15 protein-coding genes are annotated in these 17,635 nt (G+C 68.3%); 5 read left to right on the top strand and 10 right to left on the bottom strand.

Annotated features, from left to right (window positions below; genetic code table 11):
• Positions 1-7: 7 nt before the first annotated feature.
• From R4823_RS09860 to R4823_RS09835, 6 genes are all read right to left on the bottom strand, one after another.
• Positions 8-523, bottom strand: coding sequence for a GDYXXLXY domain-containing protein (locus tag R4823_RS09860; protein ID WP_243724545.1), 516 nt, complete (start codon positions 521-523; stop codon positions 8-10).
• Positions 516-1,553, bottom strand: a complete 1,038-nt coding sequence (locus R4823_RS09855) for a DUF4401 domain-containing protein (RefSeq protein WP_087839238.1) — start codon at positions 1,551-1,553, stop codon at positions 516-518. Before R4823_RS09855 ends, R4823_RS09860 begins: the two co-directional genes overlap by 8 nt.
• A complete protein-coding gene (locus R4823_RS09850; protein ID WP_338618496.1) occupies positions 1,550-2,551 on the bottom strand; it encodes a DUF2157 domain-containing protein in 1,002 nt (333 codons plus the stop codon). The genes R4823_RS09855 and R4823_RS09850 overlap by 4 nt, the downstream gene beginning before the upstream one ends.
• Positions 2,548-4,035, bottom strand: a complete 1,488-nt coding sequence (locus tag R4823_RS09845) for an HDOD domain-containing protein (protein ID WP_087839236.1) — start codon at positions 4,033-4,035, stop codon at positions 2,548-2,550. The genes R4823_RS09850 and R4823_RS09845 overlap by 4 nt, the downstream gene beginning before the upstream one ends.
• 21 nt (positions 4,036-4,056) lie before the next feature.
• The gene (locus R4823_RS09840) at positions 4,057-5,715 is read right to left on the bottom strand and encodes an EAL domain-containing protein (protein ID WP_165963187.1); all 1,659 of its coding nucleotides are present in this window, start codon (positions 5,713-5,715) and stop codon (positions 4,057-4,059) included.
• 186 nt (positions 5,716-5,901) lie between these two features.
• Positions 5,902-6,984 (bottom strand): HPP family protein, encoded by a 1,083-nt coding sequence (locus tag R4823_RS09835; RefSeq protein WP_243724569.1) that lies wholly within the window; start codon positions 6,982-6,984, stop codon positions 5,902-5,904.
• Between the two features lie 283 nt (positions 6,985-7,267).
• On the opposite strand from R4823_RS09835, the gene R4823_RS09830 reads away from it, so the two are divergent.
• Positions 7,268-8,377, top strand: coding sequence for an alkene reductase (locus tag R4823_RS09830; protein WP_279813903.1), 1,110 nt, complete (start codon positions 7,268-7,270; stop codon positions 8,375-8,377).
• A gap of 81 nt (positions 8,378-8,458) precedes the next feature.
• On the opposite strand, the gene R4823_RS09825 is transcribed toward R4823_RS09830, so the two are convergent.
• The 4 genes from R4823_RS09825 to R4823_RS09810 form a co-directional block, all read right to left on the bottom strand.
• Positions 8,459-8,665, bottom strand: coding sequence for a hypothetical protein (locus R4823_RS09825; protein ID WP_087839232.1), 207 nt, complete (start codon positions 8,663-8,665; stop codon positions 8,459-8,461).
• Between the two features lie 20 nt (positions 8,666-8,685).
• The gene (locus R4823_RS09820; RefSeq protein WP_338619149.1) at positions 8,686-9,834 is read right to left on the bottom strand and encodes a DUF4382 domain-containing protein; all 1,149 of its coding nucleotides are present in this window, start codon (positions 9,832-9,834) and stop codon (positions 8,686-8,688) included.
• Positions 9,835-9,968: 134 nt separating this feature from the next.
• Complete coding sequence (locus tag R4823_RS09815) at positions 9,969-10,832, bottom strand: hypothetical protein (RefSeq protein WP_279813895.1); 864 nt, start codon at positions 10,830-10,832, stop codon at positions 9,969-9,971.
• Between the two features lie 66 nt (positions 10,833-10,898).
• A complete protein-coding gene (locus R4823_RS09810) occupies positions 10,899-11,939 on the bottom strand; it encodes a LacI family DNA-binding transcriptional regulator (RefSeq protein WP_087841771.1) in 1,041 nt (346 codons plus the stop codon).
• Positions 11,940-12,154: 215 nt separating this feature from the next.
• Here R4823_RS09810 and R4823_RS09805 point away from each other — a divergent pair, with 215 nt between their 5' ends.
• From R4823_RS09805 to R4823_RS09790, 4 genes are all read left to right on the top strand, one after another.
• On the top strand, positions 12,155-13,126 hold the full coding sequence (locus tag R4823_RS09805) for a tripartite tricarboxylate transporter substrate binding protein (RefSeq protein ID WP_087841772.1): 972 nt from the start codon (positions 12,155-12,157) through the stop codon (positions 13,124-13,126).
• 22 nt (positions 13,127-13,148) lie between these two features.
• Complete coding sequence (gene gudD, locus R4823_RS09800; RefSeq protein ID WP_087841773.1) at positions 13,149-14,498, top strand: glucarate dehydratase; 1,350 nt, start codon at positions 13,149-13,151, stop codon at positions 14,496-14,498.
• A 62-nt stretch (positions 14,499-14,560) separates the two neighbouring features.
• The gene (locus R4823_RS09795) at positions 14,561-16,903 is read left to right on the top strand and encodes an MBL fold metallo-hydrolase (RefSeq protein WP_338618493.1); all 2,343 of its coding nucleotides are present in this window, start codon (positions 14,561-14,563) and stop codon (positions 16,901-16,903) included.
• Positions 16,904-16,943: 40 nt separating this feature from the next.
• Positions 16,944-17,630, top strand: coding sequence for a tetratricopeptide repeat protein (locus R4823_RS09790; RefSeq protein WP_279813881.1), 687 nt, complete (start codon positions 16,944-16,946; stop codon positions 17,628-17,630).
• Positions 17,631-17,635 lie beyond the last annotated feature (5 nt).

Raw genomic sequence — 17,635 nt, 5'->3', positions numbered from 1 at the left:
CGGGCCCTTACGGCCGCTCGCCGCGAGGGCCGAGCCACCCCAGGTCGGCATCCTGCAGGCCGACCAGCAGCGCCCGTCCGTCCCCTCCCACGCGCAGCGCGCCATAGCGGGCGCGCTCGAAGTCCCCGGCCCGCCCCTCCTGGAAGAAATAGGCGTCGGTGGCGATCCGGATCCGCCCGTCGCGCACCGTGTAGGCCAGCCGGTTCTCGCGCTCGGCCAGCGGCGTGCCGTCGTCCAGGCGAACCAGGGCTGCGCGGCTGGAGCCAGCCTCGCGCCGGACGACGATGGCTCCCGCGGCGGGCAGGTCCTCGCCCAGGCGCTGGCGCAGCTCGCGCGCCAGCGCCCAGTCCAGCGCCATGTAATCGCCCTGCATCAGCGACCGGGGATCGACCGGCGCCAGCTCCAGCGACACCAGCGTCCCGCTGGCCAGCAGCGACTCGTTGCGCCAGATCGAAGCGTTGACCAGGCCCAGCACCAGGACCAGTCCGGCGGCGATCAGCCAGCGGGCCATGCGCTCAGTCATGGCCGCCCTCCGGCGCGCCCAGCCTGGCGATGCCGCGCCAGGCCAGCAGCAGCACGCCCCCCAGCGCCAGCAGCACCGCCGCCTTGCGCGGCAGGCTCCAGGCCTGTGCGTAGTAGAACCAACCCACGCTCCACAGCGCCACCAGCAGCCCGCCCACCCAGAGCGGGGTCCGGGCACGGGCGTAGCCCAGCACCGCCGTCATCAGGCCGAAGGCCACTCCCGGAGCCCAGGCCCCGGCCAGGACCAGGGCGCAGGCCGTGGCGGCGGCCCAGCCGCGGACGGCCGGTCGGGCGCGGACCGACAGGCGCCAGGCGACCCAGGCCAGCGGCAACGCCGCCAGCACATGTGCGGCCCAGGCCAGCGCACGCCAGGCGGGCGGCACGGACAGGTCCATGCCGTGCAACAGTGCGCCGGCCAGGCCCAGCACCCACAACGCCAGGGTCACGCCCCAGGACAACGGCGCCTGCCCCTGCCCCAGGCGATGCGCCCATCGTGTCTCGCCCAGCCAGGCCGCCGCGCAGGCCCAGGCCGCGATGACCGGCACGGGACTCGGCCAGTCCAGTTCGCGGAAACATCCCTCGCCCGCCAACAGCAAGGCCATGACGCCGAAACAGCGGGCGATCGCGTTCGGCATGACGATCGCCAGGACCAGTCCCAGCCCCGCCGCCGCCAGGAAAGTCCCCCAGACCGGCAGCCAGGCCGCCCCGGCGACGGCGACGGCGCCATAACCCGCCAGGCAGAGGCTGAGCGCGAACTGCGCCCGCAACTCGGGCGGCTGGCCCTGCAGCAGCATGCGCGCGACGATCAGCAGCAGCACGCCCACCACCACCAGGCTATGCGAATCGAAAGGATCCGGCAGGACCAGCCCCGCGAAAACCAGCAGCAGGAGGCCGCCCAGCCAGCCGCACACGCCCAGCATCAGGCGCACGTGCCAGGGCGTTGCCACTTGCGCCTGTGCCATGGGCGGGACATCGCCCTCGGCCAGCCCCTGGCGGCGCAGCTGGTCCCAGACCTGCGGCAGGCCGTTCATGCCTCCTCCGCCCAGCGGGCCTGCAGGCGCCGCAACCAGACGGCCGCGCCCGCCGAGGCCGCGATCAGGAAACCGCCGACGACGAGCAGGGCCAGCTCGCCCGGATCGCCTTGCGCCAGCAGGCGCGCGAGCCCGGCCGTCGCGACCGCGATCGCCGCCAGGCAGCACAGGGTCAGCATGGGCAGGTCACGGCGCCATTGGTAGAACAGGAAACCGCCGGCCAGGGCCAGGGCCATCACGGCCCGGTTGGCCCAGGCCAGGAAGCCGCCGGCACGCGCGTCATCCAGGATGGCGCCGACCAGCGCGCTCACGACGATGGCCAGCACCAGCACGCCGGCCAGCCGGGGCAGGAAACGCATCCGGCCGCCGTCGGCGAGCCGCCCGCCCAGCGCTTCGGCCGCCGCGGCGGCGGCCAGGTCCAGCCAGAACAGCCAGGGATGCGGCCATCCCCCGTCCAGCGCGGCCAGCAGGATGGGCGAGAACCGCCCCACGTAGAGCTGGGCGGCCAGGTTGGCCAGCACCAGCAGCAGCGCCCATGCCGCGGCCGACCGCGACACGGCCACCCAGGGCAGGATGAGGAGGCCCCATGCCAGGAACAACTGGTAGCTGTCGGCTCCCGTCTGGTAGTGCTGGCCCAGATAGGCCAGCAGCGCGCCGCACAGGATCATCGCGAACAGCAGCGCCACCCGGCCCGCCGGGCGCGCCGTGCCCAGGCGCCAGGCCACCGCGGCGGATGCCGCCAGCAGGGCCTGCAACAGCGCGAACTTGGCGATGGGCGGCCATTCCTGCCAGTTGAAAGCCACCAGGAAAATGATGCCGGCGGCGCAGGCCAGCGTGCCGCCGTAGGCGCATACCCGTTCAAGGAAACGCCGCCAGGCCGGTCCGTCGGGCAGCACCGCCGCCAACCGCAGCCCTTCTTCGGCGGCCCCGGCCGATAACGCCTTGCGCCGTGCCAGCTCGATCAACTGGCGATGCACGGCGGCGCGGCCGCCGCTCAAGGCGCTTCGCGAGCCGCCGTGCGGGCGTGGCCGAAGAATCGGCCCAGCTCCCGTGCCAGCTCGTTCAGGGCGGCCATTTCCTCGGGAAGAATCTTGCGCGCCAGCTGAGCGCTGTTCCAGTCGCCATAGATCAGCGCCACCGTATCCTTGTCCGCGCGCACGGGCAGCAGCACGAAGGCGTGCGAATCGGGCACGGCATCGCGGAACCAGCGCGGGATGTGGACGCTGAACTTGGGATCGCTGGCGTTCTCGATGAAGATTCCCACTGAATTGGTGATGGCCAGGTGGAAGACGTCCACCGAGAATATCTCATTGAAGCGCAGTTGGGGGAGCAGTTGCTCGATGCCGCGGCCGAATCCCAGCCGCGCCTCGAAGGTATGGCGACGCGGATCGCGCACGAAAACGATGGTGCGCGAGAACTGCATGCCGGCCAGCATGGCTTCGGACGCCATGGCCAGCACGGGTCCCAGGTGGTGCTCGGACGGCAGCGAGCGCAGGTCGCGCATGCCCTCGCGCAGCGTGCGCTCGGCGTTGTGCGATCCGCCCTGTGTCGACTCCGCGTGCAGGTCGTCGATTTCCTGGATGAAACGCTGGCTGGCCCGCTCGCGGGTCAGCTCCTCCATGATCTCGTACAGCGGCTCGGGCGCCACCGCCAGCGCGTGCGCATAGCGTTGAACCGTCTCGCGCATCCGCCGCTCGCGCAATTCGACGTCGCCGCCCGCGATGGTCATGCTGCGCGACATCTGTACCGAGAAGCTGGCCACCGCGCGCAGCCATCGGTCGTGGTCCAGCACGACGTCCTGGTCGGCCGGCAGGCCGGCAAGGTCGAAGGGCTCCATGCCGCGCCGGATCACCGCCGGCAGCCCCCACCGCTCGGCGGCGTCCTCGCCCAGCTCTTCGAAGCTGATGCCCAGCACCTCGGCCGACACCTCGTCCTCGGTACGGCGATATTCCAGGGCATGCTCCCGGATCTGGGTCCATTCGCTCTCGAGATAGAAGATGCACAGCAGCTTGCCGAGCTGGCGCATCAGCGTACAGACCACCGCTTCCTCGCTGGTCAGCAGCTCGCGCACCTCGCATACCTTGCGCGCCACGCAGCCCGCCAGCATCGCCCGGTTCAGCTCCAGCTTGGCGTCGAGCCGCTGCAATTGCAGATGGGACTGCTGGAAATGATCCACCAGCTTGAGGCCCAGCACCAGGTGGCCCACGGCCTCGATGCCCAGCACGACCAGCGCGCGGGACACCGTGGTGATATTGCCGCCGAAGGCCATGTACATGGCCGAATTGGCCAGTCGGATGACGCGCTGCGTCAGCGTGAAGTCCGACAGGACGATCTGGGCCAGCGCCGTGATGTCGTGGTCGTCCCCCTTCATCGCCGAGATCGTGGCACGCAGGGAATCCGACAGCAGCGGGAAGTCGCCGCGCTCGTTGATGCGCGACCACAGCTTGCGGGTCAACGCGTGGCGTTGTTGGGTATCCGGCATGGGGGAATCCGTCTACCGGCGTCAGCTCGCCAGCGGCCGCAGCTCGCCGGTTTCGAATTTGTGCGCCAGTTCGTTGATGGGCAGGGCCTTGCATACCAGCCAGCCCTGGATCAATTCGCAACCGCTGGCCACCAGCAGGTCGCGCTGGGCCTCGGTTTCGACGCCCTCGGCCACCAGGTCCAGGCCCAGCGTGCCGGCCAGCCCGACGATGGCGTCGACGATGGCCTGGTCATTGCGCGAGGAAGGCAGGTTGCTGATGAAACGCCGGTCGATCTTCAGGGCGGCCAGGGGAAAACTCTGCAGGTAGGCCAGGCTGGAATAGCCGGTGCCGAAATCGTCCACGGCGAAGCGCACCCCCAGATCGGTCAATTCCTCGAGCAGGGACTTGGCGTGGGCCGGATCCTCCATCAGCACGCTTTCGGTGATCTCGAGCACGATGCGCCGGGGCGCCAGCCCCGTCAGCTTGAACGCCTCGCGCACCGCGGCCGGGAAGCGCTTGTCGCGGAACTGCTGGGCCGAGACGTTGACGCTGGCATATTGCAGATGGATGCCGCGCGCGTCCCACTGCATGAGCTGCATGCAGGCATTCTTCAGGGCCCATCCGCCCAGGAAATTGATCAGGCCGGCCGATTCGGCCAGCGAGATGAATATCTCCGGCGAAACGGCGCCCAGCACGGGGTGATGCCAGCGCATCAAGGCCTCGATCCCTGTCACCTGCCCGTTGCGCGCCTCGACGATGGGCTGGTAGTGCAGCGAGAACTCGCCGTTGCGGATGCCGCTGTGCAGGTCAGATTCGAGCCTGAGCGTGTCGGGCCGGTTGCCGGCCGCGCGCCGTTCGTAGAAGGCGAAGCTGTAGCCGCGATTGCGGCCGGCCTGCGCCAGCGCCTCGTCCACGTGGTGGAGCAATTGGTCGCAGCCGTTCGCCCGGTCGGGGAACAGCACGGCACCGATGCGTACCGACAGTTGCAGCGTCTGCCCCTCGTGGGAATACGGCAGCTGGATCGCATCGGACACCCGGCGGGCGAACTCCTCGACGTAGCCGCGGTCGGGCACGTCGCGCAACAGGATGAGGAAGGCGTCGCTGTAGCAGCGCGCCACGAACTCCCGGGCATGGCAGGCGCCCTTGAGCCGCAGCGCGGTCTCGTGCAGGATGCGGTCGCCGGCCTCGTAGCCGAAGGCCTGGTTGACGCGATGGAACTCGTCGATGTCTATCTGCAGCAGGGCCACGCGGTAGCCCTTGTCCAGCGCCTCCTGCTTGGCCCGTTCGATCTCGTGGCGCGCCGAGGCCAGGTTGTCCAGCCCCGTCAGCACGTCGTGGTACATGGCGTAGGTCAGGCATTGCTCGTTGTCGGCCCAGGCCGACACGTCATGCCCGACCACCAGCAACTGCCCCGGCTCGGTCGCGTCGGGCGCGACGCGCAACTCCACCAGCCGGGGATAGGTCAGCGTCTTGATCAGGTGCAGCGTGCACTTCTGCACCTCGCCCGTCTGCTGGGCCTGGCGCAGGCAGGCTTCGAGCAGGGACACGTCCTCCTGCGGGACCAGGTCTCGCAGCGTCACGATGCGCAGGTATTCGCGGTGATAGCCGATGAACGCAAGCCCCGGCTCGGAGATGTACAGGAACCGGCCCTGCTGGTCGATGCGCGCGAAGAAGTCGATGGCGCTTTCGAAAGAGGCCACCGGATCGGCGCAAACGCGGTCTAAGGTATCAAGTCGCATGGAGGGACGGGCTCAAGGGAGGCCCGGAACCACGCCTGGACAGCTGGACGATAGCAGGGCCTGTCTCCGGTCAACGTACTTGCAACGGTATTAACGGCGGGCCCGCCGCCAAGTTGAGACGCGCTTCGACGCGGAATAGACCCCGAATCACGCGTCTCTTCCGGCTCCAACCGCCCGCGACAGGGCCTTGACAAGATCGGTCTGCGTGATGATGCCGGCCAGCGTGCGTTCCTCGTCGATGACGGGGATATGGTGATGGCCGCCGTCGGCGAACATCGGAATCAGCTCGATCACGTAGCGGCTCGCGCTGACCACCCGGACATGGCGGGTCATGATCTGCGAAATGACCCGCGGACGCCCGCCGGCCCCGGGCGCGAGACCGATCAGCGCCCGCAGCCGCCCTCCCCACCCCTCGGGCCGGTCCATTTCCAGCTGCCTCATGAAGTCGGCCACCGTCACGATGCCCACCACGCCGCGGGCCTGGTCGATCACCGGCAGCGCCTTGATGCGATGCTGGCGCATCAGCGCCCAGGCGTCCTTGAGCGGCATGTCCGGCTTGGCGCTGAGCGGGGTGCGCGTCATGATGTCCCGGCACCGAAGCTCCCCCAGGCTGCGCCGGTAGGCGGCCATTTCCGCATGGTGCAGCAGGTCCTCCAGGTCGTCGGGACTGACGTCCAGCACCTGGTTGTAGTGAGCCAGCGCGGCGTCGAGGTCGGCCGCGGTGAAACGCGACCGGGGGCCGGGCACGGGCTTGGCCTGGGCATGGGGATAGCGGCGTCCCGTCAGGCTGTTGTAGGCCAGGCCGGCCACGATCAGCAGCACGGAGTTGGCCAGCACGGGAAACAGCGCGTAGCGGTAGTCGGCCGCCTGGGCCAGCACCGCGGTCAGGGCCGCCGCTCCCCCCGGAGGATGCAGGCAGCGCAGCGACAGCATCACCACGATGGCGCCTCCCACCGCCAGCGCGGCCGCCAGGACCGGATCGCCCACCAGATTGACGCAGGCGATGCCCACCAGCGCCGACAGCGTGTTCCCGCCTATCACCGACCACGGCTGGGCCAGGGGGCTGGCCGGCAAGGCGAACACCAGTACCGCGCTCGCGCCCAGCGGGGCGACCATCCAGGCGGCGGCCCCCAGGCTGCCGGCCATCGCACGGCTCGCCCAGGCGGCCAGCAGGATCCCGGCCAGGGCTCCCAGGACGATGCGCACGCGCTCCCTGCCGTTGATGCGCATCCGGCCCGGCCGGAACGAACCCAGCCAGGAGCACAGCGTGGAGACGGACAAGACGGGAAGCGACGCGGAAACCCGGGAGGAAGCGGAGCGATCGGACATGGAACGACGGCGACAGCGGCACGGCAGACGGAGACCAGCCGGGCATAGTACCGGATTTGCGGCAGGGCTCCGCCGGCCGGATAACCCCTACGGCACAACGGACATGAGCATATATCGTCACTTAACGATATATGATTCGAGAGTCATCGATATGATTCGCCGCATCTCTAAACCAGGATTTCCTATGACCACGCTGTACGATCCCATCACCGTCGGCGACCTCCGGCTCGCCAACCGCATCGTCATGGCCCCGCTGACCCGCAACCGGTCGCCGCGGGCCGTCCCCCAGCCGGTCACGGCCACCTACTACAGCCAGCGCGCCAGCGCCGGCCTGCTGATCACCGAAGCCACCGCCATCAGCCACCAGGGCCAGGGCTATGCCGACGTGCCCGGCCTGTATTCGGAAGAGCAACTGGCCGGCTGGCGGCGGGTGACCGACGCGGTCCACGCCGCGGGCGGCAAGATCGTCGTCCAGCTCTGGCACGTGGGACGCATATCGCACACCTCGCTGCAGCCGGACGGCGGCGCGCCGGTGGCGCCTTCGGCCATCCGGGCCAACGCCAAGACCTACCTCGTCGGGCCGGACGGGAGTGGATTCGTCCCGACCTCGGAGCCGCGCGCGCTGCGCCTGGATGAACTGCCCGGCATCGTGGCCGACTACCGGCGCGCCGCCCGCGCGGCCATCGAGGCCGGCTTTGACGGCGTCGAGCTGCATGCCGCCAACGGCTACCTGATCGATCAGTTCCTGCGCTCGGGCAGCAACCGCCGCGACGACGCCTACGGCGGCTCGATCGAGAACCGGGCGCGCCTGCTGACGGAAGTGCTGGACGCCATCACCGACGAAATCGGTGCCGGCCGCACCGGCATCCGTATCTCGCCCGTCACGCCGGCCAACGACGCCTCGGACCCCGAACCCCAACCCCTGTTCGAGTACGTGGTCCGCAAGCTGGCCGGCTACGGCCTGGCCTACGTCCACATCATCGAGGGCGCGACAGGGGGCGCCCGCGACTACCGGCAGGGTGACGCGCCGTTCGACTATTCGGCGCTGAAGGCGGCCTACGCCGAAGCCGGCGGCCGGGGCGCGTGGATGACCAACAACGGCTACGACCGCGCGGCCGCCGAGCAAGCGGTCGAGAGCGGGGCCGCGGATCTCGTGGCCTTCGGCAAGCTCTTCATCGCCAACCCGGACCTCGTGCGCCGCCTGCGCGAGCGTGCTCCGCTCAACACGCCGGACAACACCACGTTCTACGGCGGCACGGAAAAGGGGTACATCGACTACCCCGCCCTGGCCTGACCGGCCTGGACGGACAAGGGGGACGGGCCAACGGCGCCGTCCCCTGCGCCCCGTACCAGCGGCGCCTCCGCTCTTACTCTGCTAGCAACGGCCCTTCTTCGCCTGTCCCGGCGGGCAGAAGCGCGGCCCGGGATAACCGCCCCGGTAGGCCGGTTGATACTCGTAGTAATACCCCGGCGAATCGTAGTAGTACCCCGGCGCCGGGGCCACGACGGCCCCTCCCGGGGTGTACACCGCGCATCCGCCCAGCGCGGTCGCCGCAACGATGGCGGTTAGGATGGATTTCATGATTGCTCCTTGCGTACCGATCAGAACGCGAAGTCCCGCGTTGCCGGTCCCGTACCGATATCGACGGACGAGGACTTCACGGCGCCCGTCGAAGTCGTGGCCTCTATCGTGTAGCGTCCGGCCACGGTCGCGTCCGGGACCAGGGGAATGGGCAGCGTGGTCTGGTAGGTGCCGACCACCGGCGCGGCGGCGGGCAGGTTCATGCCATAGGCGCCGGTCGCCAGGTTGGCGAACGTCGAGGCCACTTCGAACTTCGCCCCGCCCGTCGTCTGCAAGGCGCGCAGCGACGCTTCGGCGCTCAACGGCGTCACGGTTCCCGACACGGTGTTGAAGGCCGACGGCGGCGGAGCGATCGGCGCCGTCGACGTGGAGACCGTCGTGCTGGCTCCGGCCACCACCGGCACCGACCGGATGATGCCTACGCCGCGCGCGGCCGATGCCGGCGGCACGACCACGACGTCGACGTTGCCGGCCGTGCTGCTCTGTTCGATGGGCGACAGCGTGAACGCGCCTTCGCTCGTGGCCACGGTGCCCTTGACGACCTCGCCGCCGCGCTCGGCATAGACGCGCGAACCGGCCGGCGCGTAGCCGACCACCTTGCCGCTCACCACGATGGGAATGGCGGTCACCACGGGCTTGAGATTGAAGCCGCCATTGCCGCGCGCGACGATGGACTTACAGGCGTCGAAGTCCAGTACGAGATCGGTCAGCGTATCGGGCGCAACGGTGAACGGCCGGATGATCTTGTAGCCGCTTTGCGATGCGCTGGGCGTGGTCAGCGCGATCTCGTCTCCGCCGCCTCCGGTCTGCACCACGGCATTCGCGTAGGGCTTGCCGGCATTGGCCTGCAACACCAGGCGGATCTGCTGATAATTGCCCGCCGGCAACGCCGCCTTGCCCAATGTGGCCATGGCGCCATTGGTCAGCGACAGGAGGTCGATCCGCCGGGCGGGAGTCACGGGGATATCCACCCAGCCCGATCCGCTGTCATCGACGTTCGGATTGCCGTTCACACGGATCTTACTGACGGTTACGAAGACATGATCGAAGCCACAGGCAGGCGCATCGGTCATCGAGACTTGCAGCGTGCCCTGGGGGGGAGCGGACGAGCCGTCTCCGCCGCCGCATGCCGCCAATCCCAATGCCCCCGCGCATCCCAGAGCCAGCATGCCATATGGAAATCTGTTGTTCGCCACGACGACCTCCTTTCGGTAAAGCGTGAACGCGGGGCGAGCATACGGCGGAGAGTGTTCGGGACGTGTAATCTACATGTAAGCTCTGTAAATGACGCGGGAACCCTTGGTTACATGCCGCTCTCGGCCTTCGCGCCGCGCGCTTCCTTCAGCGCCACGGTCAGATTCGCCACCTTCCGCTTCAAGTCGGCATTCTCGGCCCTGAGTGCGCGCACCAGGCCCTGGAGCTCTGCCACATCGGTACTCTCGGGCGGCAGGTCGTCCTCCCCTTCCCCGCCCCCGGCCGCCGCCGGCTCATCCGCCGGACGGGCCCTGGCCTTCTTTTCGCGCACCTGGCGCGCCGCGCGCCGCAGCTCGTCCTTGCCGCCAGCCACGGCCACGACCTGCTCCTCGGCCGGCAGCGTGGCGACGGCCGCCGCCGCGCTGATGGAGATGGTGCCCGACTTGACCGCGGCCACGAGTTCGGGCGCGGCCGCTTTCTGTATCTTCTCGATCTGGCCGACGGTGGCCGTGCTGAGCCGGGCGGCCCGGGCCACCGCCTCGCGCGTCGCCATCGCAGGCCGTGCCGGCTCGGCGGGCGCGCCGCCATCCCGCGTGGGCGGCGTCTCGGCGGCGTCCGCCGGCGCGGCGGGGGCCGGTGCGGCGGCCGCCCGCGCCTGCAGGATGTCCTTCTTGCGCAAGGCCAGCACGCCCCGCTGGTAGTCGGAAATGCTGCGCCGGCCCAGGTGGTTGTCTATCATCCAGAGCCGCACGTCATCCATCGAACGGAACGTCGTGTTCTGCACGGTCCGGAATTCGATGCCGTGCTTCCTGCATATGCCGTAGCGGTTGTGCCCATCGACCAGCACGTTGCCCCACAGCACCAGCGCATCGCGGCACCCTTCGGCCAGCAGGCTGCCCTCCAGCGCGGCGTACTCGTCTTCGCTCAGCGGATCGATGTAAGCCCGCAGTTCTTCGTTGATTTCTATGTCCATGCAAACCTTCATCGCGGATCGGCCGGAAGTTTAATCGACGCGATTCCCGGACGCGGCCGGAACCCGTCAGGCGCTTTCGCGCGCGACGATGCGGAAGCCGATCTCGACGATGGATGCCGCCGGCCGCTGTCCGCCGGCGCGGGCCGCGATCATTTCCGCGGCCTTGGCCCCGATCGCGGCCCCGTCCACGTGCACCGAGGTGATGGAAGGCGACATCGACGCGGCGATATCCATGTCGCCGAAACCGACGACGGCCAGTTGTCCGGGCACGTCCACGCCCTGCACCATGGCCTCGGTAAGGACGCCCGCCGCCATCAGGTCGGATGTGCAGAAGACGCCGTCGATGTCCTTGCCGCTGCGCCGCAGCGCGCGCAGGCCCTCGCGTCCCTGCGCATGCGTGGTCGGCGCGGGCAGATAAAGCGCGACGGGCTCGGGCAGGCCCATTGCGAGCGCCGCACGCACGTAGCTCGCGGCGCGCAGGTGCGCCCGCTCGTCATCCCCGCTCAACACCGCCAGACGGGTCTTGCCGGCCTCGAACAGATAACGGCTGACGGCCGCGCCGATCTGCTCGTGCGACACGCTCAACAGCATGTCGATGGGCGTGGCCGTGGTGTCCCAGGTCTCGACGACGGGGATGCCGGAAGCCTGGAGCAGGCGGCGCCCCTGCGGCGAATGCATGACGCCGGTCAGCACGATGCCGTCGGGGCGACGGCCGATGATGGCCCGCAGCAGCGCGTCCTCGCGCGGTACGTCGTAGCCGCTCTGCCCCACCATGAGCTGGTAGCCCCGCGCATCGAGCGACTCCGTCAGGGCCGTCAGCATGCCCGCGAACAAGGACCCCGCGACCGACGGCACCAGCACGGTCACCAGATGGCTGCGCGACAGCCGCAGCGCGCCCGCCATCAGATTCGGCACGTAGCCCAGCGCCGCGATGGCGGCATTGACCTTCTCCAGCGTGGCCGGGGAAACCTGCTGCGGCGTATTGATGGCACGCGATACGGTGATCATCGAGACGCCGGCCGCCTGGGCCACTTCGCGCACGGTCACCCGCGCCCGCTCGGCCGGCTGGTCGGAAACAGAGGCAGGCTTACGAACGGAGGCAGACATCGGCGGCGTGGCGGCGGTACGGGTAGGACATGAGACGAAAGGCTAACCCGGCGCGCCCGCCGATAGCGATCCACGGGACCTGGGTTTCCACCTATGGCGTCTCCACGGCCCGGGATCATACATTCTGCCCACGCGGATGTTAACGTTAACAAGTCATGAACAACGCTGACATCCCGGATTGGTAACGTTAACATTCACAAGAATACGGAGACGACATGAACGCCAAAGCACGCGCATGGATAATCGGGATGGCCCTGGCGGCAGCCTCCGGCGCAGCCCACGCCTGGCCCGACAAGCCGGTGACCATGGTGGTCCCCTTCCCGCCGGGCGGCGCGACGGACTCGGTGGCGCGTGCCGTCGCCAACAAGCTGCAGGAACGGCTCAAGCAATCCTTCGTGGTCGAGAACAAGGCCGGCGCCACCGGCACCATAGGGGCCGCGCAGGTCGCCCGCGCGGTGCCGGACGGCTACACGCTCATGGTCACCTCGCTCGCGCCGCTGGTCGTCGCGGAACACCTGATGAAGGACCTGCCCTATGCTCCGGCCAAGGACTTCACCTACCTTACCGTCGCCGTGCAGGCCCCCAATGTCCTGGTGGTCAGCCCTTCCCTGGCGCCCAAGGTGGGCAACGTCCAGGATGTCCTCTCGCTGCTCCGGTCCCGGCCGGGGGCGGTCAGCTTCGCCACCTCGGGGGCGGGCTCGTCGGACCACCTGACCGCGGAACTGTTCTGGCAGAAAACCGGGACGAAGGGACTGCACGTTCCGTACAAGGGCGGCGCGCCCGCCATCGCCGACCTGCTGGGCAACCAGGTCGACATGTCGTTCCAGAACGTCAACGCCGTACTGCCCCACATCAAGGCCGGCAAGCTCAAGGCCATCGCCGTCACGGGCAACACCCGCTCGCAGGTGCTGCCCGACGTGCCCACCTTCGCCGAAGCGGCGGTGCCCGGCCTGGTAGTCTATTCCTGGCAAGCCGTCGTCGCGCCCAAGGGATTGCCGGCCGACCTGCGCAACCAGATCTCGGCCGCGCTGACCGACGCCATCAAGGATCCCGCCGTCAGCAAGCCTTTCACCGACGTCGGCCTGGAAGTCGTGGCGAACTCGAGCGATGAGTTCACACGCTTCCAACGGCAGGAAAGCGCGCGCTGGAAGGAAGTGATCGAGACCGGAAACATCTCCATCCAATAACGCGACCGCCCCGGAAACGATCATGCCTTCTGCTTTCCCGCCAGCCGGACACACGCCCACCGTCACCCGCATGCGGGTGGTTCCGGTGGCCGGCCGCGACTCCATGCTGCTCAACCTCAGCGGTGCCCATGCGCCCTACTTCACCCGCAACCTGGTCATCCTGACCGACAGCGCCGGCCATACCGGCGTGGGCGAAGTACCGGGCGGCGAGAACATCCGCGCGACGCTGGAAGACGCGCGCGACTTCATCGTCGGCAGCTCCATCGGCCGCTATACCGACACGCTCAACCGGATGCGCAATACCTTCGCTGGCCGCGACGACGCGGGCCGCGGGCACCAGACGTTCGACCTGCGCGTTGCCATCCACGCCGTCACGGCTGTCGAATCGGCGCTGCTCGATCTGCTGGGCCAGCACCTGGAGGTGCCGGTGGCCGCGCTGCTGGGCGAAGGCATACAACGCACGTCGGTGCAGATGCTGGGCTACCTGTTCTACGTGGGCGACCGCGCGCAAACCCCGCTGCCCTACGCCAGCGCTCCGGAGGAAGCGGACGACTGGCTGCGCCTGCGGCACGAAAAGGCGCTGACGCCCGAGGCCATCGTCGGGCTGGCCGAAGCCGCCTATCGGCGCTATGGATTCGAGGACTTCAAGCTCAAGGGCGGAGCGCTGCGCGGCGAGGAAGAGATCGAGGCCATCCACGCCCTGCATGAACGCTTTCCCAGGGCGCGCATCACGCTCGATCCCAATGGCGGCTGGCTGCTGCGCGACGCCATCCGCCTGTGCCGCGACATGCATGGCGTGATGGCCTATGCGGAGGACCCCTGCGGCGCCGAGGGCACGTACTCCGGCCGCGAGACCATGGCCGAGTTCCGGCGGGCAACCGGACTGCCCACGGCCACCAACATGGTCGCCACCGACTGGCGTGAAATGGCACACGCCCTGTCGCTGCAATCCGTCGACATTCCCCTTGCCGATCCGCACTTCTGGACCCTGCAGGGCTCGGTGCGCGTCGCCCAGGCCTGCCAGGCGTTCGGCCTGACCTGGGGCTCGCATTCCAACAATCATTTCGACATCTCGCTGGCGATGTTCACCCACGTGGGAGCGGCCGCGCCGGGCCGGGTCACCGCGCTCGACACGCACTGGATATGGCAGGACGGCCAGAATCTGACGCGCAATCCGCTGCAGATCCGCGGCGGCCGCATCGAACTGCCCCAGGCTCCCGGGCTGGGCATCGAACTCGACATGGACGCGGTCGAGCAGGCGCACCAACTCTACAAACGGCACGGCCTGGGCGCACGCGACGATGCCATGGCCATGCAGTACCTGATACCGGGCTGGAGGTTCGACAACAAGAAACCCTGCCTGGTCCGCTGAAGAAAGCCGCCGGGGCGGCCAATCATTCCGACTTGCACAAGAACACCAAGGAGACAAGCAAGATGAGCACTGCATCGCGACAGGCAGGAAAACTGCTGCCGGCGTTCATCGCCGCGGCCCTTCTGGCTGGCTGTGGCGGGGGCGACGACGGAAGCGCAGGTCCCGTGCGCCCGGGTCCGCCGGGAGCGACGGTTTCGTTCCGAACGGCCGGCCTGGTCCAAGGCCTTCCCCATCTGGAAACCGATTCCGGCGGCAGGCAGACCGTACACGTCACCATCCTGACGCAGACGGGCCTGAAGACGCTGTCCACCGCCCCCAGCACGCCGGAACGTGCGGCGGCGATCAAGGACGGGCTCGTGCCGGGCAATCTCGTGGACTGGCTCGCATCCCCGGCCGGTACCGTCATCGTGCCCGAGGACGGTTCGCCTGCCTTCAACGTGATCCTGTCCAAGGGCTCGTCGTCGGCTGCCCAGTTCAACCTGCAGAAGTACGGCGCGGCGGTCACCCGCAACGACGGCGCCCCGGGGCCCATGGTGGCCGCCGGATGGGTCTACGGCAAGACCGGGTCGACCATCACGGTCGGCGACGGCACGACAGTCACCGCGGACCAGGCGGGCCGGGCGTATGCCAAGCCGATCAAGCGCTACGAGGAAACCTACACCGTCGCTTCCGATGCAAGGGTCTTCAACGTCAACACCGAGGACTACGCCAAAAGCGAGACGTCCACGTTCGGCGCCATCCCCGTCACCGCCGACTACCACTATGGCACCACCTCGCGCCAGGCCGCATATCTGCTGTTCGACGACAACTACTTGAACGCGGATCGCGCCAAGGTCGTGGCGATCTGGTACTTCACCCCGCCCTCCAAATCCGATGGCAAACCCACCTGGGACGTTCCCACGCAAAGCCCCATGCTGGGGGACAAGGGCATCGATCCGGTTTCAGGCCTGCCCTACGTGGCCATCAACGCGACCTCGGTATCCTCCGCGCCCTACAGCCGCAGCACCGAGCCGTTCGAGATGGTGAAGAACACCATGTACTACGTCGGCGACAACGAAGTGGCCTCGTACGTGCTGAAGGCCGACATGGGGACCGCGGACACCTCCGACGACAAGGTCATCAAGATCGACGCGGGCTGGCCCAACAGCGGCTACCAATACTGGAAGAACATGGAGCTGGTGGGGATAGACCCCCGGTCGGTCACCGACCTGTGGCTCACGCATGGCCACGCCGACCACTACGGCACGGCCGTCGAGCAGCTCAAGATGATGGACAACGCCGGCAAGACCATGGACGTCTGGGCGTCGAAAGAGGACGTGGCGGGCGTCAAGAGCGACCTGCAAGGCAACGCGTGGGACATCCCCGGCGCCCTGCCCGAATCGGAAACCGCCCTGCGTGCCCGCACCAACAAGTTCTACGACTACGACCGGTGGTACGACTTCGGCAACGTGAAGATCATGGTGATCTGGTCGCCCGGCCACACGCCGGGGTCCACCAACATGCTCTTTCGCGTGAAGAATCCGGCAGACGGCAAGTTCTACACCTTCGGCTATCACGGCGGGTATGGCTTCAACGGCCTGAACTCCCCGACTGCCGCCAACGGTTGGCGCCGCCTGTCCTTCCAGCACGGCTTCAGCTACCTGCAGAGCACCGTCGAAGTGGATTTCGTGGCGCCGCAGCATACCAATCAGTATCCCATCGTCGAGGTCTACCAGGCGCTCAAGGCCTACAACCGGGATCCGGCCAACGCCGGAAAGCAACTCACGATGATGGAGGCGATGACCTCCAGGGTCTACGATGCGCCGGTCCTGGGCGGCGGCAAGATCACGAGCGAATTCGCCAACCAATTGGAGAAACGTCGCTCGGTGGCCTCGTACCGGGCCAGCGATGAAGCCAACCGCTCGTACAAGAGCATAGAGACCTCGGGCCCCTTCAAGCCTGGCCGGGAAGCGGGCCTGGCCAACGTCCGGGCGACACTGCTTGACGAAGGGAAAATCATCCAGGGCTTCGTCGGCGCCCAGAACAAGAACCCGTCGATCCCGCTGCTGGCCAATGGCATCGTGATCCCGACGGACAGCTACGTGAACGACCCTGGCGGCTTCTACGTCCAGGTTGCAGTCGACGTGCAGGACAGCACATACAAGGGCTACATCCCCCCAGGATACAAGCAGGCAAGTCCGGGTATGGGCACCGAGATCACCTATGACGGCGGTCCGGTCGAATCGGTGCATGCGGCCACGGGCACCTTCCACCCGCCCGAGTACCTGCGGACCCAGCGCCTGAACAGCCTAGCCGAGGCACAAGCCGTCCTGGCCAGGGTCGCCAAGGGCCGGACAGTCACGCTGTCGCTTACGCCGGCGAGCGAGATCGTCGTGCCGGCCAACGTCGCCGATGCCTTCCGCTAAGGCCGTCGACGGGACAGGGCCACGGCCGCGAGAAACGGCCGTGCCCGCGCGCATGGCCGCGTGGCTGGTCCTGGGCGGATGGCTTGCCGTAGCGGCCGGGGGAGACATTCCCGGCGCGCGGCCCGGCGACGATGCCGCGGCGGCATACGAAATGGCACGCCATTACGGTGGCCTGACCGGCGCGGCGCTTGATCGCCAGAAGTCTTTCGGCTACATGAGCAAGGCTGCCGAGCTTGGGCACGGCCCTGCGCAGGTCGATCTTGCCTTCATGTACTACAACGGCAACGACCGCGTACCCAAGGATCTTTCCCAGGCGTTCCGCCTGTTCCGCAAGGCGGCGGCGGGCGGATCGGTGATCGCGCAATGCATGCTGGGCGATTTCTATGGGCAGGGACTGGGAGGCGCTCCGCGGGACGACAAGGAAGCATTCAAGTGGCATCGGTTGGCCGCCTCCGGGAATGACCGCTGCTCCCCCAAGTCCCAGTACGCCCTGTACCAGGCCTATGCGGCGGGCCGGGGAGTCGCCAGGGATACGCGTACAGCGGTCGCCTGGCTGGAACGCGCGGCCCAGGCGGGCAACCCGGTGGCCCAGGCCAGGCTGGGACGGGCCTACCTCGAAGGTGACCTCGTTCCCATCGACCTTGAACAGGGCAAGGCATGGCTGAAGAAATCACGCGAAGGCGTCGCCCCTCACGATGATGAAGAGGAAGGCGCTCACGACCATTAGGGCCT

This window comes from Pigmentiphaga sp. CHJ604 (assembly GCF_036972535.1).
GTDB classification, from domain to species: Bacteria; Pseudomonadota; Gammaproteobacteria; order Burkholderiales; family Burkholderiaceae_B; genus Pigmentiphaga; species Pigmentiphaga daeguensis.
This window is presented reverse-complemented; position numbering and strand designations above follow the sequence as displayed.